20 protein-coding genes are annotated in these 22,100 nt (G+C 37.3%); 13 read left to right on the forward strand and 7 right to left on the reverse strand.

All coding sequences use genetic code 11. The features are described from left to right. Positions 1–4 precede the first annotated feature (4 nt). Positions 5–1,045 (reverse strand): S-layer homology domain-containing protein, encoded by a 1,041-nt coding sequence (locus HNR53_RS16465; protein ID WP_184527990.1) that lies wholly within the window; start codon positions 1,043–1,045, stop codon positions 5–7. Positions 1,046–1,397: 352 nt separating this feature from the next. On the opposite strand from HNR53_RS16465, the gene HNR53_RS16470 reads away from it, so the two are divergent. Further along, positions 1,398–2,024: a collagen-like protein gene (locus tag HNR53_RS16470; RefSeq protein WP_184527992.1), complete on the forward strand. Its 627-nt coding sequence runs from the start codon at positions 1,398–1,400 to the stop codon at positions 2,022–2,024. A gap of 43 nt (positions 2,025–2,067) precedes the next feature. Beyond that, complete coding sequence (locus HNR53_RS16475; protein WP_184527994.1) at positions 2,068–3,921, forward strand: hypothetical protein; 1,854 nt, start codon at positions 2,068–2,070, stop codon at positions 3,919–3,921. A 279-nt stretch (positions 3,922–4,200) separates the two neighbouring features. On the opposite strand, the gene HNR53_RS16480 is transcribed toward HNR53_RS16475, so the two are convergent. Together HNR53_RS16480 and HNR53_RS16485 are read right to left on the reverse strand one after the other, a co-directional pair. Beyond that, a complete protein-coding gene (locus HNR53_RS16480) occupies positions 4,201–5,256 on the reverse strand; it encodes an NERD domain-containing protein (protein ID WP_184527996.1) in 1,056 nt (351 codons plus the stop codon). A 179-nt stretch (positions 5,257–5,435) separates the two neighbouring features. Beyond that, entirely contained in the window at positions 5,436–5,702 is a 267-nt protein-coding gene (locus HNR53_RS16485; RefSeq protein WP_184527998.1) for a hypothetical protein, read from the reverse strand. A 186-nt stretch (positions 5,703–5,888) separates the two neighbouring features. On the opposite strand from HNR53_RS16485, the gene HNR53_RS23675 reads away from it, so the two are divergent. From HNR53_RS23675 to yghU, 5 genes are all read left to right on the forward strand, one after another. Beyond that, positions 5,889–6,044, forward strand: coding sequence for a VanZ family protein (locus HNR53_RS23675; protein ID WP_184528208.1), 156 nt, complete (start codon positions 5,889–5,891; stop codon positions 6,042–6,044). A 417-nt stretch (positions 6,045–6,461) separates the two neighbouring features. Next, positions 6,462–8,099 (forward strand): RNA-binding domain-containing protein, encoded by a 1,638-nt coding sequence (locus tag HNR53_RS16495; RefSeq protein WP_184528000.1) that lies wholly within the window; start codon positions 6,462–6,464, stop codon positions 8,097–8,099. Between the two features lie 333 nt (positions 8,100–8,432). Beyond that, entirely contained in the window at positions 8,433–8,564 is a 132-nt protein-coding gene (locus HNR53_RS23680) for a VanZ family protein (protein WP_377802204.1), read from the forward strand. A 391-nt stretch (positions 8,565–8,955) separates the two neighbouring features. Then, positions 8,956–9,204, forward strand: a complete 249-nt coding sequence (locus HNR53_RS16505) for a hypothetical protein (RefSeq protein ID WP_221452363.1) — start codon at positions 8,956–8,958, stop codon at positions 9,202–9,204. A 252-nt stretch (positions 9,205–9,456) separates the two neighbouring features. Further along, positions 9,457–10,245 carry a glutathione-dependent disulfide-bond oxidoreductase gene (yghU, locus tag HNR53_RS16510; RefSeq protein WP_184528004.1) on the forward strand — a complete coding sequence of 263 codons (789 nt, stop codon included), beginning with the start codon at positions 9,457–9,459 and terminating at the stop codon, positions 10,243–10,245. A gap of 147 nt (positions 10,246–10,392) precedes the next feature. Here yghU and HNR53_RS16515 read toward each other — a convergent pair whose 3' ends face one another. The 4 genes from HNR53_RS16515 to HNR53_RS16530 all read right to left on the reverse strand — a co-directional run bounded on the left by HNR53_RS16515 (position 10,393) and on the right by HNR53_RS16530 (position 15,760). Further along, positions 10,393–11,286, reverse strand: a complete 894-nt coding sequence (locus tag HNR53_RS16515; RefSeq protein ID WP_184528006.1) for a hypothetical protein — start codon at positions 11,284–11,286, stop codon at positions 10,393–10,395. After that, positions 11,264–12,079 (reverse strand): ImmA/IrrE family metallo-endopeptidase, encoded by an 816-nt coding sequence (locus HNR53_RS16520; RefSeq protein WP_184528008.1) that lies wholly within the window; start codon positions 12,077–12,079, stop codon positions 11,264–11,266. Before HNR53_RS16520 ends, HNR53_RS16515 begins: the two co-directional genes overlap by 23 nt. Then, positions 12,076–12,483: a hypothetical protein gene (locus tag HNR53_RS16525; RefSeq protein WP_184528010.1), complete on the reverse strand. Its 408-nt coding sequence runs from the start codon at positions 12,481–12,483 to the stop codon at positions 12,076–12,078. The genes HNR53_RS16520 and HNR53_RS16525 overlap by 4 nt, the downstream gene beginning before the upstream one ends. Before the next feature lie 361 nt (positions 12,484–12,844). Further along, positions 12,845–15,760, reverse strand: coding sequence for an AAA domain-containing protein (locus tag HNR53_RS16530; protein ID WP_184528012.1), 2,916 nt, complete (start codon positions 15,758–15,760; stop codon positions 12,845–12,847). A gap of 455 nt (positions 15,761–16,215) precedes the next feature. Between HNR53_RS16530 and HNR53_RS16535 the strand changes: the two genes are divergently transcribed. The 6 genes from HNR53_RS16535 (at position 16,216) to HNR53_RS16560 (ending at position 22,044) form a co-directional block, all read left to right on the forward strand. Beyond that, positions 16,216–16,566, forward strand: coding sequence for an ASCH domain-containing protein (locus tag HNR53_RS16535; RefSeq protein ID WP_184528014.1), 351 nt, complete (start codon positions 16,216–16,218; stop codon positions 16,564–16,566). Between the two features lie 18 nt (positions 16,567–16,584). Continuing rightward, on the forward strand, positions 16,585–17,019 hold the full coding sequence (locus tag HNR53_RS16540) for a hypothetical protein (protein ID WP_184528016.1): 435 nt from the start codon (positions 16,585–16,587) through the stop codon (positions 17,017–17,019). A 675-nt stretch (positions 17,020–17,694) separates the two neighbouring features. Then, on the forward strand, positions 17,695–19,029 hold the full coding sequence (locus HNR53_RS16545) for an AAA family ATPase (RefSeq protein WP_184528018.1): 1,335 nt from the start codon (positions 17,695–17,697) through the stop codon (positions 19,027–19,029). Beyond that, complete coding sequence (locus HNR53_RS16550) at positions 19,022–19,699, forward strand: retron system putative HNH endonuclease (RefSeq protein WP_184528020.1); 678 nt, start codon at positions 19,022–19,024, stop codon at positions 19,697–19,699. The genes HNR53_RS16545 and HNR53_RS16550 overlap by 8 nt, the downstream gene beginning before the upstream one ends. Before the next feature lie 258 nt (positions 19,700–19,957). Then, on the forward strand, positions 19,958–20,542 hold the full coding sequence (locus HNR53_RS16555) for a DUF7713 domain-containing protein (protein ID WP_184528022.1): 585 nt from the start codon (positions 19,958–19,960) through the stop codon (positions 20,540–20,542). A gap of 488 nt (positions 20,543–21,030) precedes the next feature. Further along, on the forward strand, positions 21,031–22,044 hold the full coding sequence (locus HNR53_RS16560) for an outer membrane protein assembly factor BamD (protein ID WP_184528024.1): 1,014 nt from the start codon (positions 21,031–21,033) through the stop codon (positions 22,042–22,044). The last annotated feature ends 56 nt before the right edge of the window (positions 22,045–22,100 follow it).

The following is a 22,100-nucleotide window of genomic DNA, read 5'->3' on the forward strand; positions in this document are numbered from 1 at the left end:
CACTTTATTTCAGTACTTCGATTTCTACTTTTTCGGTTGGCGGCAGTTTGATGATGATGGCATAGTTAATGCCAATATCAATACAGGCAAAGTCAGAAGAATGAGGGTAGGTGTTTTGGAATGTAACGGTTGTTTTGCCTTCCGTTTTTTCGATTCCTTTTAGGATCATTCCATTGCATGGGTTAGACCACTTTCTGGCAGCGGCATACACACCGTCCTCTTCATACCATAGATGGGTTTCTTCCTCCGCTTTTGTATACCAATCCTTTATTTTCGCCGGCATTTCTTTTTCAATACGCTTGTCAGTTACATTGGAGAAGACAATCTCGACATCTTGATTGCTGACTTTATCCAGCACTCTGCTTAGAATGGCAGCAGCTTCAGCCCGTGTAGCATGCTTTTTCGGGAGGAAGTATCCGTTCTTATCCCCTTGCATGATTTTTAAAATCACAAGTGTGTTAATCGGATCCGTTGCTCCTCCGTATATGGATGAAGCATCCTTAAACTTATTCACAATCAGAATTTTGTCTAAAGGTGTGTTGGAAAGTTCCTGAAGCGGGAAAGGTGTGGCAGTATAAATTAAATTGTGAATGATCAACGCCATTTGTTCTCTTATGATCGGGGCATTAGGAGTAAACCTATTGTCACCCGTCCCTTTGACAATACCGAGATTGGTTGCAATATTAATCTCTTCTACGGCCCAGTGTAAGGACTTCTGTCCTTCTGCTGAAAAAGGATCCTTCGTATATTCCTCACCGTAAGTATCCTTATAAAACATGCCGAGATTTTTACCGTCCGTTGATTTCAAGTCAAACATCCTGACAACTATTTTGACAAACTCAGCCCGTGTAATCGTTTGGTTTGGCCGGAACGTTCCATCAGAAAATCCCGAAACCGCCCCATTATCAATGAGTTTTTGGATATCCTTCTCTGCCCAATGGCCCTTAATATCCGAAACATTGGACCCGTCCGCCGCGGCTCCTTGCGGCAGGGAAAAAGCCAAAACACAAACAAAAGTCAAAAGCAGCAGCCATTTCCTTTTCAAAAAAACCCTCCTTGTCTTTAAAAGTAAAAAATAACCATTCCCATCATGAAAATTATACCAAATATACCTCGGTCAAAATATTGTTTATTTTTGAACATCTTGATCTGGGTGCCTAGTCACTTCCCGAACTATTGCTAACCCTTTACTGGAATAAGGTATTTAACATAAACACAATTATCTGCAAAAAGAGGACCTCGAGGTTCCTCAGGAATTATAGATATAAGATTTTCGGGAAGTAATAACCGATATCTTTTTTAATTGGAGACGGTTTTGTTATCCAGATATCTATATAGAGTTAAAAGTCCAATCATCTAAAATACCTAACATATAATATATACAAGAGGTGATTTTTTTGAGTAACTGTAACAAACCATTTCGCGGGTGCTGCCCACTTATTGCTATTCCAACACCGCCGCAACAAAAACGCTGCCTCCCAGGACAACGAGGACCTCAGGGACCACAAGGACCTCAGGGACCACAAGGACCTCAAGGACCTCAAGGAGCCCAGGGGTCACAAGGACCTCAGGGACTAACCGGGTCTCAAGGATCCCAGGGGATTCCTGGGACAGCAGCATCTACGGACTATGGGTATTTTTTTCAATCTACAGCGCAAATTGTACCTGTGGAAAATGATATTACTTTTGACAATAACGGGACTATGTTTGGTGGAATTGCCCACGTTCCTGGTGAGGCCGAAATAACCATTACAACCCCAGGAAACTATAAGATTATTTTTTCGATTACAGGGCAGCAGCCTAACCAATTTTCCCTTTTTGTCAACGGTTCACCGTATCCAGGCAGTATTTATGGTTCTAATAATTCCGATCAACAGAACACGGGATTTGCTATTATTTCTGTTCCTTCAACTGCAACCCTTACTTTACGTAATCATAGTTCAACTGCTTCGGTATCTCTTGAAACACTTGCAGGGGGAACACAAAGTAATGTTACGGCATCTGTTTTAATTCAACGGTTGTAGCGTTTAGATAGATTCCCAATAACTAATGGAGGTGTTGAGATTAGTGTTTAGTAGTTCGGGTAACCACATTTTAGGATTCCCAAGGTCACAGGGACCTCCAGGTTCACAGGGACCTCCAGGGCTACAGGGACCTCCAGGGATACAGGGACCTCCAGGGCCGCAGGGATCCCCAGGAGCCCCAGGATCACAGGGACCACAAGGGCCTCCAGGTTTTTCATCCGACCATGCATATATTTTTAATCTGAGTGCACAAACTGTCCTGCCCGGAACTGACATATCATTCGGCAGCAATGGTTCTATTTTCGGTGGAATTTCTCATGTTATCGGTAGTCCCGACATTGTAATTAATAATCCAGGTGATTATTACGTTTTATTCAATGTCACTGGTACAACAGGAAACGAGTTCGCATTATTTTTAGATAATCAATTAGTGGAAGGAACCATTTTTGGTTCAGATAACAATACTCAGCAAAATACTGGGCAATCCATTGTAACAGTTTCTTCTGTTCCTGCAACCCTAACATTAAGATATCACAGCAATATTCCCATTCTTTCCGTTCAACTGCAAACTCCAGCAGGAGGAACGCAGCCCAATGTGACGGCTTCTATCTTTCTACAGAAACTAGGAACGCAAACTTCGGCCAGTGTTGCAACGAGTGCAGAGTTGTTAGCTGCACTTAGTAACGATGACATTAGTACTGTAAATCTCGTTCCCGGAGTGTATGACATAAGTGCTAACCCTCCTGTTATTCGATCCACTGCCGTTCGTCTCCAGTCCGTACCCCTAGGGGCAACCGTGAACCTTAACCCAGATCAAGATTTCTCTTTGATTACCGTTGGCGACAATGTTACGGTATTAGCCAATCGAATTCGCAACTTAAACCAAGGGATAAATTATCCTGATATGTATGCGGCCGTTGCAGCTGCCAACCCGGGTGACATCATTGAACTTCAACCTGGAATTTATACCATTCAAGTACAGGGGCCTCCTGCTCCAGTTCAGCAATTTATTATCAATAAATCATTGACCATTAGGGGATTATCCAGGGAATTGACACAAGTCCAGTTTAGCAATGTAGCGGGAGCCCTGGACTTTTCTTATATGTCTATTCGGGCAGACAATGTGACCATTGAAAATATCCACTGGATTGGCCCAACTCCTGCCGGACTAAATCAAAACTCATTATTTAATATTCAATTGAAGGCTTTCCCATCCACTTTATATCAAAACATCACGATGCGATATAGTATCTTTGAAGGGGGAAGGAGAACCGCTTTTATCAATACCGATACCTTTTCTTTTATCGGTAATGAGGTTATTCACACTGGGGATCGTGATGCACTTGTTTTTGAAAGAATTCAGGGTATTACTTTTGTCTACGGGAATATATTTACAGGTGGGCCTTCCAGCCGCAGAACGGTTTCCATCGAAGGGAACTTTGCCAGAGATACGATTGAAATCTCCAATAATAAAGCGACTAGCTGGCAGCAATTTATTCTTTTTAATTCTGTAACAACAAATGTTACATTTCATGTCAATGAAAATATTGTCGATCATCAAACTAGATCTGGCAGTTCGATTATTTTCTTCATGGTGCCGGGCGGTATAGATTTTTCACAATTCAACGATATCTTTATCAAAGAAAACATTCTTATTCAACCAAACCCGATGCGTCTAGCAGTTTACTTGGATTATTCATCTGGAGGTCCATCATCTGTCCCCTCAAATGGACAAATCCAGGTGCATTTTAACTATTTTAGTTTTGCCCTTCCATGGGGAAAACAAGTGCCACCACTCGATACTGTCGATCCTTCATTTCCGGTAGGATTTAGTGCCGGGGCTCCTCTAGGAATGAGCTTGGCCGCATTTAATCTAGTTGGAAATGTTAATTTTTGATCTTGGACACAGGGGGACGGTTCTCACGTTTCCCTAATTAATTCCAATTGATAGTTTGAGAGCGATAGGTGGGGAGCATGTTAGAATAAAAAAGGCAGCTGAATGATATCATGCCGGGTATGTCGACAAGGTTTTATTAGCCACTGCATTGGATCTCGGCAAGGGTCGAAGATGCTGAATGGTGTTCATTTTATTTAATGATCAACCCTCTAATGGAAGAGCGTTTCTACTAATATAATAGAATGGCTCTTGTTTATTGAACTACGTTAGATATCCTACTTATCGATGCTGATAGTTTTTTATAATTCCAATCAATTCTTCACCAAAAGCATTGATTTTCGTTTCTCCAATTCCATGAATGGTTTGTAAATCATTCAGGTTGCATGGTTGCTTTAGAATCAATTCTTCCAATGTTCTATTACTAAATATATGAAATGCTTTTACGTTTTGTTCAGTTGCTAATTTCATCCGAAATCGTTTCAATGTTTCTTCTAAATCGGTATTATTGGTTTGAACTGATATCATCAGTTCATTGCTTTCATTTTGTGTACTGATTGTTTCTTCTAATAATTTCATTTCTACTGAGTCAGTTTCGTCATCAATAAATTCAAAATGTGAGGCCTTAATATAATCGCTTATTTCCTTCATACGGTTATCCAAAAAATGAACTGGCGATGCTTTTTCGAGTTCTTGTTTTATATATCCCACTAAACCGTCTGCACGTAGTATTTTTTTCTTTACCTGTTCACTTGCCTTTTTAGTATTTATAATCGTTCGATTATTTGAAAAAACAACAACACTTTTTATTGGTGTTCGTGTAACTGCACCCATGTCCCTCATATAAGATTCAAAAACTTCAACTTGTCTTTCTGCTTGCCTAATAGGACTATAGAATCCCTCTTGAAAAGCTAATTTATTTCCTTTGTACACTTGTCGAATAAATTCATCTTTTTCATTAACTAAAATGTTGCCAAAGTAATTTTTCACTTCTATCACTAACATGAATTTTCTTGTCAAAACAACAAAGTCTATTTGTGCTTTCAAATCTTTATGTGCAATACGAACATCATGAAGTATATGTATCGGAAGAAATGAGTTCTGTAATTCAAAAAGAACCCTATTTTCGCCCTTCAATCCGAGTTCTAATAGTTTTATTTTGTTGTTAAGAAACTTATTTTGTTTTTCATCTGCTGTATGTTCCAGTTTCTTTTTATATTGTTCAATTAACTGAATACTTTCTGCTGCTTCCTTCACAAGAATGGGCGTTTTCAATTTTTCTATATCAGTTAAAGCATTAGCAACTCTTTTAAAAAATCCAACTTGTTTATATTCCATATAATTTAACCTCCATTTCTTTGTTAAAGTACGAGTGTATCTTATCTATCATTTAGCATAAATATTCAGTTCACTCTGAAGGTTGCTCCGAAATCTTAACCAATTATTTAATAGAAGTTTGACAACACTATAAAACTGTCGAGGTATATACCAATCAATTAAAGAAACGCCAATGTCTTTTATCTGCCTTTATAGCGTCTAATAAATTCCCTGCCAAATTCTCTCGTATTCAATCGTGTTCTATCTTTTGGTTCGTACTCAATGCCAAAAGAGAATTCTTCATTCAATCTTTTAAGCTCCCCGTACATATTCTTTACATGCGTTTCAATCCCATTATCAATTTTGTGGATTTCCAGCCTGGGTAATGGGTTATTATCAGAAAATAGATATATACGATATAATCCGTTAGCGGAATTTACCTCAATTGTTTCCAGCAACTTATCCATACCATTACTCCTGAATGAATTCTGTCTTTAGTCCTATTATAGCATGTGTTAGGGATGCGGGGGTAGGTCATGTGACCCGCTATGAATTGTTCGAAAAAGATCGGGTGCCAGGCACCATCCAGAGAATTGGAAATGACTTTTAATAAGTGCCTTTTATAGCATTTGAATTAAGATTTAGGAGAATAAATATTTAGTGCTCGGTATTCTGGTAATGTTTCTTTTGAACAGCCTGGGGATACGAGTATTCAGAGGATTGGATTAGCTTTATTCCTTTGTGTTTTGTATGCCATATTCGATGAAATTCCTCAGATCTTTTCTCCACAGGGAGCGGGATTCAGCTGAAGGATGTCCTTATGGATAGCATTGGGGCAAGTGTTGGGATTATACTAGTATGTGTTATTGGTTGGATAGCGGTGTTTGTCAACAGGGATACAGGGACAGGTATCATGTCCAACCAAATATTTATAATTATTGAGTCAACGGCACAGTGACACTCCGGAATTTATCGAAAAATCCTGTTTTATAAAATGTTCCACAGGAAGCTTTAGATCAGACTCCTACCTGGTTAAAGTTAAAAGATGTAAAGTGAGTTCTGCCTTTAACTAGTTGTATTACTCTATGGTGGTAATATTTGGATTAATTATGATAAACCTTACTTTAAGTAATGAAATATTTTTATTAGGTGTACACTAACCTATTGTTTCCGTTTTCCCTTTTAATCTTGGTATAATGTTTGTATCAGGTTAGGAGGTGTATTTTATGGAAATTAGTGAAATAATCCAACGGGGTGAAACTAAGTATGTGGAGTTCAAAAGTTGGGTTAAGGCAAACAAGAAGGAACTAATGAATATCTTAACAAATGAGGCAGTAGGGTTTGCCAATACGGATGGTGGTATTATCTTAGTCGGTGTTGAAGATGATGGAGAAATTACCGGATGTGATGACTATGATGAACAGAACATTATTGAGAGTATTTATGACAAGACTATTCCTAAACTTTTTACTGATATAGATGTAATAAGGTTTGCTGGTAAGGATATTTTAAAAATAGTAATTGAAAAGTCTCCAGAAATTGTAGCTACTTCAAAAGGAGTAGTATATAAAAGATTAGGGAAGAATACAAAGCCATTTTATCCATCAGAATACATCTCTAATAATATAAAAGGATTTAAAGGGGACTACTCCGCTAAAGTTATCGAACCTACTACCAAAGATGATATAGATTTTACTGAAGTAGAGCGGTTAAAGTTAAAAATACAGTCCCGTGATAAAGATTCTACTCTATATCAATCAGACAATATAACGTTCTTAAAGGATTTGCGATTGATAGATGTTATTGGCGATAAAATCCAATTAACAGTAGCAGGATTGTTATTTATTGGAACTAAAGAAGCGATTGCCAAGTATATGCCACAGGCGGAAATAATTATTCTTACATATAATGATGGGCATACTGAATATAATAAGAGATTAGAGTTAAAAATGCCTTTGATTCAATCCGTAGATAGAATTCAGCAGTTTTTTGAAGATAGAAACGGGATAAAGAACATCCAAATGGGACTGTTTAAATTAGAAGTTCAAGACTATCCTATTAATGTTTTTCAAGAAGCGCTTCTTAATGCTATCTCACATCGAGATTATGAGAGTAATTCTTCAATTTTTGTTAAATTTTATCCTAATGAAATAATTATTGAAAATCCCGGTTCATTTCCAACTGGGGTTAATAGTTCAAATATTATTACGCACCCTTCATCGCCGAGAAATAAATTGATTGCGGAAACACTTCAAAGACTAAAATATGTTCAACGTTCTGGGCAAGGCGTAGATATAATATTTAAGGATATGCTTTCTTTAGGAAAATCAGCTCCAGAATATAATTTGTATTCTGAAGCAGTAAGTTTAACTTTAAGAAGCAGTTTGGAAGACATAGAATTTCTAAAGTTTATCACTAAAGAGGAAGAAAACAACGGCGAGTTTTCAGTTTCAGAAATCTGTATTTTAAAATACGTTAAATCTAATAAAACCATTACACTAGGCAAGGCTGCAGAGGTGGCGCAAATTACATCCCAGTCGGCAGCAAATGTATTAAATAAACTTTGTCAAAAGAGAAATATTCTGCAAAGGGAAGCAAAAAATAAATATATGTTTACTCATCGAGTATACGAAAATTTAGATGACAATATTGAGTACACAAAAGATAAGGACTTCGATGAAATACAGGCTAAAACAATGATTATTGATTACTTGAATAAAAATGGTTCGATTACTCGCTCCGATGTGGAAAGGTTATGTGGCTTTTCATCTACAAGTAGTAAACGTATATTACAACGTTTAAGGGATGCAGAAATTATTGATTTAGAAGGTAAAGCAAGAGCAAGTTATTATAGATTAAAATAATATTTATTTCATTAATAGTCAAACAGAATGGACTAATACCACAAAATTTGGACCGATTCTGGACCAATGATGGACCGATACCACAAAGTTTGGACCGATTCTGGACCAATAGTGGACCGATACTACAAAATTTGGACCGATTCTGTGAAGATCTTGATCTTGGTGCCTGTCAGAGCGACTGAGCCTAGGTTGCAACATATAGTGGGTGGGATTCCGAGAAGATCGGGTGCCAGGCACCATCCAGAGAATTGGAAATGGCTTTTAATAAGTGCCTTTTATAGCATTTGAATTAAGATTTAGGAGAATAAATATTTAGTGCTCGGTATTCTGGTAATGTTTCTTTTGAACAGCCTGGGGATACGAGTTATTCAGAGGATTGGATTAGCTTTATTCCTTTGTGTTTTGTATGCCATATTCGATGAAATTCATCAGATCTTTTCTCCGGGAAGAGAGGGATTCAGCTGAAGGATGTCCTTGTGGATAGCTTTGGGGCAAGCGTTGGTATTATACTAGTATCTTTATTGGGTGGATAGGGAAAAGAGGGAAGCCTGCTAGGCCGTAATGGTCTAGCGGGCTTTTTCAAAATCCACATTGTCAGCGTTTGACCAAAGTTCTGGATGCAATCCATGATAGGTTTTCGACATTTGAAGCGGAAGCGGGGTTGCTTTTGCACATCTAAAGTGACTGAAAGTTGACGGTATTGCCTGTCCAATTGTTGAAGATAATGACCTCGAAAAATTTAGAGAGTTAGGAAGTCTTCCTTCGTGTAGGCCTAGAACTGAACTTCTTAGGATTAACATAATTTCCCTTTTTGATATAATAAGTTATAATATAAAACTTTATTTGAGGTGGTTAAATGATGGATAAAAAAGTTGATGTTAAAAATAAATATGCTGGTGAATTGATGAAAATTAATAATAAGTTAAACCAGCTAGAAAAGGGAAGAATTTATGATCTAACAAACGCACAGATGGATGGCTACCTTTCAACAAATATCGAACAGCTGAGAGAAATGATTGAAGATTTGATTTACAAGATAGAATACGATGAAGAATCAATTAGTGAAAAATTAAAAAAGTCTTTTGATAGATTCCATTTGGAATAGGATTTGATCTAGTGGTCTATTGATAGCTGTCTAGTTACTGGATTGAATCTCACGCATCTGTCAGGAAGATCGGGTGCCAGGCACCATCCAGAGAATTGTAGTACAGCCGCATAAGCCTATTTGACGCTTACGCAACTGTAGATAAAATTAATGAATAACCGAATCATAAATAGATGATAAGCTAAATATTTGGAATACTTTTATACTGTTAGTATGATGGAGTTAATAATAGATAGTAGGAGGAGTGTTGAGATGACAAAATATGAATTACCAGACGTTTGGCAGTGGGAAGAAGAGAATTCGAATAGAGGCGGTAATCGTCCGACAGCCGGTGAACGTTTCGAACAAAAACTACCAGTCGGAGAGGCACCGTTCCAACTCTATTCACTGGGAACGCCGAATGGTATTAAAGTGACGATTATGCTGGAAGAATTAAAAGAGTTGGGTGTCGATGATGCAGACTATGATTTGTATAAAATCAATATTGGAGCCGGCGATCAATTTGGTTCAGATTTTGTCAAGATCAATCCTAATTCTAAGATCCCAGCCCTGGTCGATCAAAGTCTAAATCCACGAGTAGAAATTTTTGAATCAGGGTCGATTCTGCTTTACTTAGCTGAGAAATATAATAAGCTGATCCCGACAGATATTCATGGACGGACTGAAACCCTTAATTGGCTATTCTGGCAAATTGGGGCAGGGCCTTTTGTTGGTGGAGGGTTTGGTCACTTTTTTGCTTATGCGCCAGAGCCTATGGAATACCCAATTGATCGTTTTACGATGGAAACAAAACGTCAATTAGACTTACTTGATAAAGTATTAGCTCAGCGTTCTTATATCGCTGGTGATACCTATACTATCGCGGATATTGCGATATGGTCTTGGTACGGGCGTTTAGCTTTAGGAAAATTGTATGAAGGCTCGTATGAATTTTTAAACATGGATGAATATACTCATCTCTTGGAATGGGCTCATCGTATTGCGGAACGACCAGGCGTTCAAAAAGGTTTGGCAGCAGAGTACCAATCGCTTGCGGAGTAGTTCATTGATCTTGGTGCCTGTCACTTGTCAAAATATGTTGAACGAATGTTCTTAACGTAAAAAAGATCGGGTGCCAGGCACCATCCACTATTTACACTTTCCTTTTAGAACTTCTTCCTTCATATACCCACCATAATATTTCCAACCCTAAAACTGAATTTTAATCCTATCCTCGATGATCCAAGTAGCGAGCTGATGATTCGGAATGGGAGTGTGGCATGGAAATCCATCTAAACTATAAAGGACCACCCTCGATTGATTTCTTCCACTGTTTTCTATTACCTGCATGAGTCTATTCCTATCAATTTTACTTTCTTGATACATTACCTGAATTAGTGTCTCATATGATAAGAATCGATATTGTTCAATCAAATCCGAATGATCCTGCAGATCTATTAATTCAAGTAATCTTTCATTTCCAATAAAGGTTTTAAAAGCACCATATATCCCTTTAACATCTTCACTAAAAATATAAATAGGACTATAAAACATTCTTATAAAGGCTAAAGCAAATATCGTTATAATACGCTCCCCTGCATTCTTTCCGTTGTGAAATATAGCAGTACTAAATTCGTCAATTACAGAAGAAGAATGAATGTTTATTTGCCTAATAGAATTATGGATATTTTGATTAATTCTTGTTGCTTCCATAATAATATTTTTAAGTAAAGAAAGGCTTTCATTTTTCCCAACCATCCTTTGTAAAAAAGCAGCAATTGTTTCTAGTCCAGCCACATAAATTTCTTTCTCTGAGGAAAGAATTTCAAATAACTCATAATAAGTGTCTTTAAATCTCTGTTCATTTGGAAGATTCCGGGCCGCTTCTTCTAAAATAATATCTGGAAGCACAATTAATTTTGATTGTTTTAGACCCTTAACCAATAATGGAAAACTAACAAAGTCCCTTTTCATTTTTGTAAGCATCATATTATCAATAATATAAAGTGAGGATTGGTCATTAAGAATAGTTTGTAAATCATCAACATCAAATTTAATAAATGGTAAGATGGAATTAATTTTAGGATCTTCGATAACTCTCATATTTTTTGTCTCCATCTGATTTTTTACGCCATTCTAGTACTATTTCATAGAGCTTATTATACCTATCCATAATTGATTGATAATCCTCTTCGTTCATATTAGATGATGCTACAGAAGCTAGTCTATCTATATTATCTATCCTAATTTTGTTGCTAGGAGAAAATAACGTACGGTCAATATAATCAGGAAGATTTCTTTTATAATCATAATCGATAATTTCTTTAGCCTCTACTATTTCAATTAGGTTATTCTGGGCTAGTTTTATTACAATGGCTTTATAAGGTAATTCAAAAACAGCAATTAAATTAATAACAATATCTACCAAGCTTGTGCCATCGAATTCTTTTTTAAAGAATTTAAATTTCCGTTCTAGAGCAAAATCATTGATTAAAAACTCACTGGCAAAAAGATTAGGCAGCCGCTCTTTTTCATCAAATATACTATCAATTAGAATAGAGTTTTCTTCTTTCCCCTTTATCCTGTCTTTATCAAAGAAAAAGTGATAAAATTCATGCGCCCACATAAAATTTTCATATATTTTAGGCTGTGCGGTGTTAATTTGAATATAGAAATTTTGATGATGATAAAAAACAAGACCACCATATTCTAGGTTGTTAATTGGAAATTCCAAAACATAAGAATTTTCATATAGATGCGTCTTAATAAACTCTAGTGGCTTTGAAGTAATTAGTGGGTCACTTAATGCCCGTAGAGAATCAATTTTCTCTTTAACAATTGAGTGATATTTTTGATTATATAGAATAATTTGCTCAATATTTTCTTTATTTATCAAGATAATTCCCTCTCCAATACTTCATTCACGGGGCTAGATACAGAGTGAAGAACATCAATTAATTCCACAAACTCTCTAAAAACTTCCATGCCTTTATTAAACTCCAGATTTTCTTCTCCATGATACGATAGAGCTACATAATCCATGAAATTCTCCGGTCGATTAAGTTCTGCTAAACTTTTTGGAAGATCAATGTCGGTACGATGAAAATAGAAAGGATCCTTTAGTCGAAACAATTTTAAGATTTTCTCTTCAAATTGATTGATATTTCCTTCACCTTTTAGAAGTTTATAAAAAGTGGGTTTACTAATACCAATACGTTCAATAATCCAATTATGTTTTATCCCTTTAGTATCAATATATTTTTTTATATTTTCTGCAATAATAACTTTTGTCTCGCTCATTTTTACACCTCCATCTTAAAGGGTATTCTTTTTGTATACCTATCCATCTTTATTATATGCAATAACGGTCAAAAAGTATACTCATTTCAATTTAAAGTATTAAAATTAGATACTAAAAGATCGGGTGCTAGGCACCATCAAGAAACAGGGGGACGGTTCGTGTTTCCCTAATTAATTCCAATTGGAGGGGGAACTTGTCCCTCCTCTGTCCCATTTATGCCTTTTCCTCTAAGCTTTAAAAGTGTATGGAAGCTAAATCATGATTCAAAGAGGGTCAAGGGGACAGGTACCGTGAACCGCCAAATAGTTCCAAATAGGGACGAGGGACCTGTCCCTCTGACCCGAACAGAAGAGACCTGTTTCATCGGTACGTAAGAACGGCTCCTTTGTTTTCGATGCTTCCCTGCTTCAAAGACTTTTTTAGCAGACCGCTTGGCTTTGATTCACTGTCTGATAAACTATTGATATCACCAAAGATGAGAAATCCGTCTTTTGCTCTTGAGACGGCGACATTTAAGAGACTTTTTCTCATGTCTAAAAAGAAACATCCGTCCTGTTTTCCATAAACAGTGGACATGATAATGAGCTTTCTCTCTCCTCCTTGGAAGGTATGAACGGTCCCAACATCAATCAATGGCTTTAACTGCGGATGCAGCGCCCGTTTGATTTCAGCCACTTGCGCCTTAAAAGGAGTAATAATACCAACTAAGCTCCTCGGAACATCCTTCGGGTATGCGTCGCAGATTTCTTGAAAATGTTCATGGATCCATGCTGCGATCGCGGCCGCTTCCTCTTTGTTAAACCTGCTTCCGGCTCTTTTGCTTGAGCGGTCTGAATCCACTTGAATATGACTAAGAGGACTTGTTAGTATGCGTGCCAAAGGATATTCAGGATCATTGGCTGCTTTCCCGCGCATCGGCTCTAGATTTCCTTGATAAACTAATTGATTACAATATTCAATGATTTCATCGTAGCAACGGCGGTGCTCACTTAAAAACAAACCGCGATCCTCGTACTTTTGATACTTGCTGCATTTACATGCTGCTTTCATGACACTTGAATCCGAAGTATTGAGCCCCAGCTCCTTCAAAAGTGGAAACTGCTCTTTCGCAGGAATCACCTGATTAGATAGTGCCAGTGACAAGTCCAAGGATTGATGGATGTTCCATACTGGCTCAATTTGGTCCACATCCCCGACAACAACTGCCTTTTTCGCCAGCGCAAACGAGCATGCAGCAATTTCAGGTGTGACTTGTCCAGCTTCGTCGACAATGAGTAAATCGATATAATTGTAAAGATATTTCTCTTTGCCATTCCCGTAGACTAACAACAGCTTTGATAACTGAAAAAATGTCATGACAAAGCACGGCGTCAGCATCGGCAGATTAGCAAAGAATATTTTCTGGACATTTTCAAGATTCGTACCCTGCTGTTTTTCAGAAAGCCGCTCCGCTGTCAGCCATCTGCATTCATAGTAATGAACAGCAAGCCAAAATGCCGCATATTTCATCGTGGTATCAGAGAATTCATTGACTTCCTCTAAAGTGGTAAAGGAAGGATGCTTTTCAATAATCTCCAGTCTGATTAATTCTTCCATCACTTCTTCAAAAATTTCTTTCAATTGTGTCACATGAATGTACATGTTACGAATGTGATTCATTTCTTTTCTGACCGCATTTATTTTCTCACGGTAGATATCCTTAACCTCAGCGGCATTCATCGCTTCGTGGATAAAGTCTTCATCCGGTTGAATAAAGCTGCGAATATATTTGGCCGCCTTTCTTTTTACAAATGGCAGAAAGAGAAACCAACAGTAGAAAAGCGGCATAGAAGCAAAGTGTTCATCCCATTCATTTCTTCTTTTTTTCATAGCACAGACCCTTTTTTCTAGCTTTTCCTTTTTCAATATAAGCCGTTGTAAACAAGTCTCCATATCTTCATCTTCAGAACGGATTCCTTCATAACTATGAAATACCTCTAAGAGTCTTTTCCGTAAATCATTTACTTTTACTAACCGATGCCAAATCGTATTTTCACATTGTTTCACATCTCGAAAATTCATCTGAAAATACTGATTGCATTCCTTCAGCATTTTTTGTATGGAGGCTTCAATATTTTCTTTGCTTTCTGCTTCTGCAAAAAAATTCTTCTTATCCCGAAAATTTGTAAAGTGAAATCCTTTTTGCTTCGCTTCCTTTTCTTTCTGTTGAGATGGGAAATACACCGCAAAACTATGTACCCCTTCTACCCATCGATGTTCTAAATGACTGTTGTTCCATTTTGTTTCAATTTTTCCAAAGGATTCAATAATATTCGTAACGGCCTGATTATTCGTCGAGGAAGCAACGATTAATGGGGCTGTTTCTTTTTTCAAAGCTCGTTCAGTAAAAAGATTAGCGACAAGCGATTGCAGTAAGGTCGTTTTCCCTGTGCCCGGCGGACCATTGACGGCTAATATCTCTCCCTCTTCCATATGATTAAAATGATTGACGCACTCTCGTTGCGAAGGGGATAAGGGATATTCTCCACCCATTTGCGCAGCGTGTTTATTCATTTCTTCATATGTATTTTTGATAAGAGGCTGAAGCGGGGTAAATTCTCGTTTCATAAAAGTTTGATAGAGCTTTAGTTCGTTCAGATTGGGATAGGCTTGAAGATCATCGTATAGCTTCAAGATACTGGCTGTTGTCCTGATGGTATCATCCTTAAATAGATAGACATGGTTCTCCAGTTCAATCCCTTTAACGGTACGTGCCTCTAACGCTGTGCTTGTTACTTGTTCATACATCTCTTTTGCAAAAGAAATGTAGCGTACCCAGTCCAGTTTCTCTTTAAGACGATACATGTTCTCGCTGACGAATTCATCAAAATCCGTTAAATTTCCGATTGCCAGTTCAGGATCGATAATGGGAAAAAGGTGCTCTCTTGGAATCCAAGGCAATTTCCCATCAGAAGGGGCAAGCATTCCGTTCGGATATAAAACAGCCGGAATATAAAAAATACCGCTCATTTCTTCTATTTTGTTGTGCACTCTTTGCTGCCCGTCGTAAATCGTTTTGATCGTCTTTGCCACGATCATCACATTGAGCGGCTCGGCTAATAATTTCTCATTCTTGCTATCTAATAACCTTTTAAAATCATCCTCGCCTAACTCCATTTTTCCTTGTAAAACATCTTCCAAATGGGTGGTGATAAAATCCTTATTTCGAAAATCAATCTTCAGTTCTGCCGCCACACTGTCCCTGAAATATTTCGTCATCTTTTGAATGTCGTCCATGCTCTCCCCCCGTTTCCATCAATCGGTATTACTATTTATATTGGTAAATAATAGAATTATTATCTAAATTATAGCAGGAAATTCCTGAACTCATCACAGGACAAAGGAATAGATTCCTTGTCATATCATGGGGAGAAGAGACTAATTGCAACGCAGGAGAATTAATTCGGAATTATTGTGGGGTCGGGGGACAGGGGGACAGGTACCGTGACCCGCCAAATAGTTCCAAATAGGGACGAGGGACCTGTCCCTCTGATCCTGCCATCCAGCCCTTTCGAACGGTCCTCCATGTCCATTGAAAGTTGGTCTCCCAAAAAAATGGATCGTGCCTGGCACCATATCTCTCTTTGACCGTAGGGTTCTCCTTGTCCATTGAAAGCCGGTCCCCTCAAAAATTTGATATACCTTACGTTTAAGGATATATTTGGATTAAAATGTAAAGGGGGTTATATGATATGAAAAATATGGAAGAGAATAAGGGGTTGCCGCCAAAGACTTGTACGATTGATCGGCTCGTTACTGTGGATGAAGATGTTCAAAAGGTTCTTGAAGGCAAAAAAACGGCAACTAGACGTAATGGAAGATATGCTGATGTAGGAGAGATCATGGAATTAGAGGGTAGAAAGTTTGTTGTGGAAAAGGTTTATTCGCAATCACTTGGGGAATTAACGGATGAACACGCGCGCCAAGAAGGATTTGATTCAGTAGAAGAATACAAACAATCGATTCTGTCCTTTCATCCCGGAATGCCATGGTTGCCGCAAATGAGAGTATGGGTGCATGAATTTAGCCCAATTAAAGAGTAATTCACTAGAGACGTGGAATTGTTCTATCGCATCTTAATTTTTCTCCATGTTCTTGGGGCAATAGGAACAATTGGTCCATTTTTTATCCTCTTGCCGATTGTGAAAAAATTGCGGACATCAAGGGATGTAGAAATAACCGCCTATCTCAGCACATTTTGGTTTGTTATCAGATTAACAAAGCACTCCGGGCATCTCTTAGTTATTTCAGGTGTTTTACTCACCGTATTAGGTCCATGGACTTGGAGAACCCCTTGGATCATGATGACACTCGTCATTTTGTTTGCTTCCTTGTTCTTCCTTGCACGAGCCTTCTCGCCCAAATTGCGGAAATTTCCTGAAAAGGATGCAAACAAGGAAGAATTGGCCGATAAACTTAGGCGTTCTCTTTGGATGTATATCATCATTTTGTTAGCTATGCTTTGGTTTATGGTTGTTAAACCTACTTTGTGGTAGATTGATCTAGGTGCCTGGTCACTTCCTGTAATTTATCAAACAAATGTTCTAGATTACGGAATAAGTTTGTGTTTTCATTAATATCAATCAGTTCATAACCTATAATGGTCTGTCCATCTGAAAAACTGGATTGACCATTATAGGTTAATTTTTGATGAAACAGGGGGACGGTTCTCGCGTTCCCCTAATATATTCCAGTTGATAGTTTGAGAGCGATAAGTGGGGAACATGTAAGAATAAAAAAGGCAGCTGAATTATATCATGCTGGGTATGCAGATAAAGTATTATTAACAACTGCATTAGCTCCTGGAATCGCGGTCAAAGATGCTGAATCCTACGGTATTTCACGTGACGCACTTTTAACGGAAAACAAAGCAAACAGTATTTATGAATGCTCTATATTCAAAAGATATAAACATTAGGATGGTTCTTTAAGAGGGCAATCGAGTTTTGCGCGAAAAAAAGCACGATGAGCGGTTATTGCACTCGTGCTTTTTGTATTTTCATGAAATATCTTTACTCAAAATTTTGATTGCCTTAGAAGAATGAAGTCGCGGTGTTTCACAATTGCTGAAAGAATACCTTCTTTCAGCAATATTTGTACTCTAAATTATCTAAATTGGGTATAATTAGTAGTATATTATAATGGGAAATTAAGGAGAGGAGGGCTAATAGATGATTATTTCTTCCTTATATATTGAGAATTTTAAGTTATTTAAAGAAAAAAGGCTAAATTTTAATGACAGATTTACATTAATAATTGGAAATAATGGAACGGGTAAAACGAGTATTCTAGAAGCTCTGACAGTAGGTTTGGGCGGTTTTTTAGCAGGTCTTGATGGAGTACAAACCAGAAACATATTATATGATGAAATTAGAAAAGAGTGGGATAAACCAGGAGATGCAACGATAACAAAAGAACCCCAAATTCCAGTAATAATTGAATGTGAAGGCTCAATTGCAAACCAACATCTTACCTGGAGAAGAACGAAAAATTCAATAGAAGGTAAGACCACAAGGTCAAATGCCAGAGAGTTGATCCATATTGCGAAAAATATGCAACAAGCCATTGTGAAGGACAAAGATCATTCCGTTATCTTGCCTGTTATATCTTATCAAAGTGCGGGAAGACTTTTTTCACAGAAGAAAAACAAATGGGTTGATCCTTTTAAACGCGAAGATATGTCACGGTTTATTGGTTATACTGATTGTCTAGAATCGGAATCAAATATAAAATTATTTGTAAATTGGCTGAGAAGAATGACAACGATCCAACTTCAAAAGAGAAAAAAAATAGGCGAATTAGATGCTGTTCTAAGTGCTGTGGAAGAGTTTATGAAAGGTTTAGTAGAAGAAAATGAAGAGGTTAGCATCGAGTATGATTTTGAAGAAGAGGAAGTAATGATTGAACTTGGAAAACAGAGAATACCATTAAGAATGATGAGTTCTGGATATAGAAGTGTAATTGGTATGGTAGCGGATATATCCTATCGCATGGCTATTCTAAACCCTCAGTTAAAAGAAGATGCTATTAAGGAAACTCCTGGAGTTATCATAATAGATGAGTTGGATCTTCATTTGCATCCGAAATGGCAATGGAAGATTGTAAAAGATTTAAAAAGAACATTCCCTAAAGTCCAGTTTATTGCCACTACACATGCGCCGATTATTATTTCATCATGTAGTGACGTTGAAATCATTAATCTTCATGACGAAAAGGACTATATTAAAAGCACAAAAGAAAATAATCCATATGGGTGGCAAATTGAAGATACTTTAACTGATATTATGAATACTTACTCTAGAAGTCCTGAAATACAAAAGGAAATAAATGAATTAGAAGAATTATATAGTCGAAAAATTCTAGGGGAGCTAACTAAAGAGCAATTGGAAGAACTAAAAAATAAAAGAAAAAAATTATTAATCCTTTTACCTGAAGGAGATCCAGCTATTACATTAGCCAAGATTGATGCAATTGGAAAACTGGCAATGGAGCAAGTTGATGATTAAAGTTAAAAGAACGAAAATTCCTAAGAGTCTACAGGTAAATGAAGCTACTTGGAAAAGTGAGTTATTATATCAAATAAAGTTAAAGGGCGAGTATTCTAAGGTTACTTCCACATACAAAGAACGTTATAAGCAAGATGATATTAAAGAGGCACTTGAAAAAATGTACTCCGAAAAATGCTGTTATTGTGAAACAATAATAGGTATTGCCAGTTATGAGCATATTGAACATTTAAGACCAAAGGGTCTAAAACAGTTCCATCACCTCAGTTTTGATTGGGACAATCTCCATTGGAGTTGTCAAATATGTAATAATAAAAAGCGTGATCAATGGAATGAGCAGGCTCCCATACTCGATCCTTGTACAGATGATCCGGAACAACATATTGACTTTGATTTATCTACTTGTAAAGCTGTTGAAAAAGATGGGTCAGAGAGAGGTAAAACAACAATCAGTCATGTAGATTTGAATCGTGAAAAACTAGTACGAGCTAGAAAAAGGGTTAAAGATAGGGCAATGAAATATATCGTGCAAATTAAGAAAACCGAGAGTACATTGGATGACGAATTTTATAAAAAAGAACTTAGGAATATGCTTAAAGGGGATCCTAATACTGGAGATATAGCGGAATATTCTATGTTGATTAAAAAAATGGTAGAAACTTATCTCTAAGGAGTGGTTCTGTCTTGTGACCACCCGAAGTTTATGGAGATTATGAAACGCGGGAGCGGTTTCCGCATTTTATTGATTAATTCCAATTGATAGTTTGATTGGCAGGTAGTTTAGGCACTCACAATCCATGTGGGTGTTTATTTGTGATGGGGGAGAGTTTACATCATTTTTTGTTTGTATTCTTGTATGTGAGGTAATAACACATCCAAAGCTCAACAATTATTTTGGATTTAATCGATACAGATGAATGAATAATACATGGAAGGAAAATTTGTAGGTGACGATATGGACAAATGTGAACATTGCGGCTCGAATGAAGTAAAGGTTCATCTTGATGGGGAAAAGGGGAGTATTTTATTTTGTATGGATTGCTACAACAAGTTCATGGCGGCGGAACTAGAAATAGATCTAGAGCCATTAATTGAAACCTTTTCTTTAAAGGATTATCAAGGGATTAATCGCACCTTTATTGTAAAAAGGAGAATAGATCCCGAAGGAATTTTTTTAGAAGCTGCTGAAAACATAGAATTTGGATATGCATTTGCTGTACATGGTGAGTTACATTCTAACCAAACAGATTTGCTTAATAAATTAATGGCAAAAACCAGAAAAGGTTTAACAGAACAACAAGTTGAAAGAGGAGTATTCCCTAATGGACAAGAATACAATACCATTATACATGATGAATTCATTGGCTTTATAGAGTATGATGAAAGTTCTGACGGAACTCCACTTATTATTATTGATGGAAAGCCCTTTACCTGGGAGAAAGTTGGAAAGATGCTGATGACGTATGAAGGTTTTCAGATAAAGGTTAGGATGTATGATATGACGGATGACTGAAAGCTCGAACCTCGCCAGGTGCTTTCCGCCTTTTCAAAGAATGAAGTGAGACCTTCTTGGAGTGCCTGTGCTCAAAGGAGCGATGTGCCACTATCACTTCCTGATTTTCGTTGAACGAGCATTCTTGATAAAGGGTAATTTTATAGAATAAAAAGGTGCTAGGCACGTTCCAGAAAAATGGATCATGCCTAGCACCTTCTCTTTTGATCAGAGTGCAATCCACCCTTTCTAAATTCATCTCGTTCAATATTTTTGTAAAAAAGTATAAAGGCTGGAGATAGGGTTGTACAGCTAAGGGAAGATTTTAGACGAACTACCCAGACTGAATCGGGGCTTTCATTTTGATAAACCTTCCATTTTATTTTACATAATAGAAAAATCTCAAAGTTTTTTCTTGTTTCAAACAATTACCAATTCAGGTAAAATTATTCTATAACTGATTTGTTTTATAGGAAAATTCAACATTAAGGGAGCTGTTTAGGAGGATTATGAAACAACTAAAAGTTTTATTCGCATTCATGATTATACTATTATTGTCGGCCTGTGCCAGCAAAACCTATGATGATGCGGTAGAAAAAGGATTGGAAAGCATAGAGAAAAAGGACTTTGCACAGGCCGTTTCTTATTTTGAAATTGCTGTAAAAGAAAAAGGTGACAGTGCAGAAGCGAAAACCTATTTAGAGCAAGCAACACTACTAAATAAGGTTGCTGTTTCGCTAAAAGAAAAGGAATATGACCAGGCTTTAAGAACGATACTCCAAATTGAACAATCAGAAGAAGCGTTACCGATTGTTAAAAGCAGTGCATCTGACTTAAAGGGACAAATCACCGAAGGGCAGCAAAATTTGGCCTATGAAGAAGAGCTCAAACATATTAACTCTCTTTTAGATGCAGAGAATTATAAAGATGCCCAAAGTAAATATGAAACGCTTAAAAAGATTTTAGGTGCTAATCATGATTTTACGGAGCAGTTTGCGGAAATCTCTAAAAGATTAAGTGAAGCCAAAGAAGAGCCGAACAAAGAGGAACCCGTAATAGTGGAAAATCCGATTGAGGGAAAACAACCAATATCGGAGCCGAAGGCGGACTTCACTTATCAGACATACACCAACAGCCGCTTCGGATTCTCCGTTCAACATCCGGCAACTTTTTCAATGGGAGAGCCTCCTGCTAATAACGATGGCAGAAAATTTTCGAATGGTGAAGCATCTATTAAAGCATATGCCAGTCATATTAATGTCATTGAGGAAAATGAAACGATTGAAACCTATTATAACCAAGCACTCGGAGATACTGCCGGTCCCATCAGCTATCAACGTCTTGGTGATGATTGGTATGTTATTTCTTATACAAACGGCGGGAATACAATCTATGAAAAAGCCAAGATGGGCAAAGGTATCATTAATACTTTCATCATAGAGTACCCTGCGAACAAACAAAGTCTATATGGACCAATGGTTGACCATATCTCTAAAACCTTCAAACCCGGACAAACAGATTGAAACAGGGGGAGAAACATGGGGCAGGGAGCTGTCCCTGTTCCTCTCACAAAAACAAC

It is taken from the genome of Bacillus benzoevorans, from assembly GCF_014207535.1.
In the GTDB taxonomy this organism is placed as follows: Bacteria; Bacillota; Bacilli; order Bacillales; family Cytobacillaceae; genus Bacillus_BD; species Bacillus_BD benzoevorans.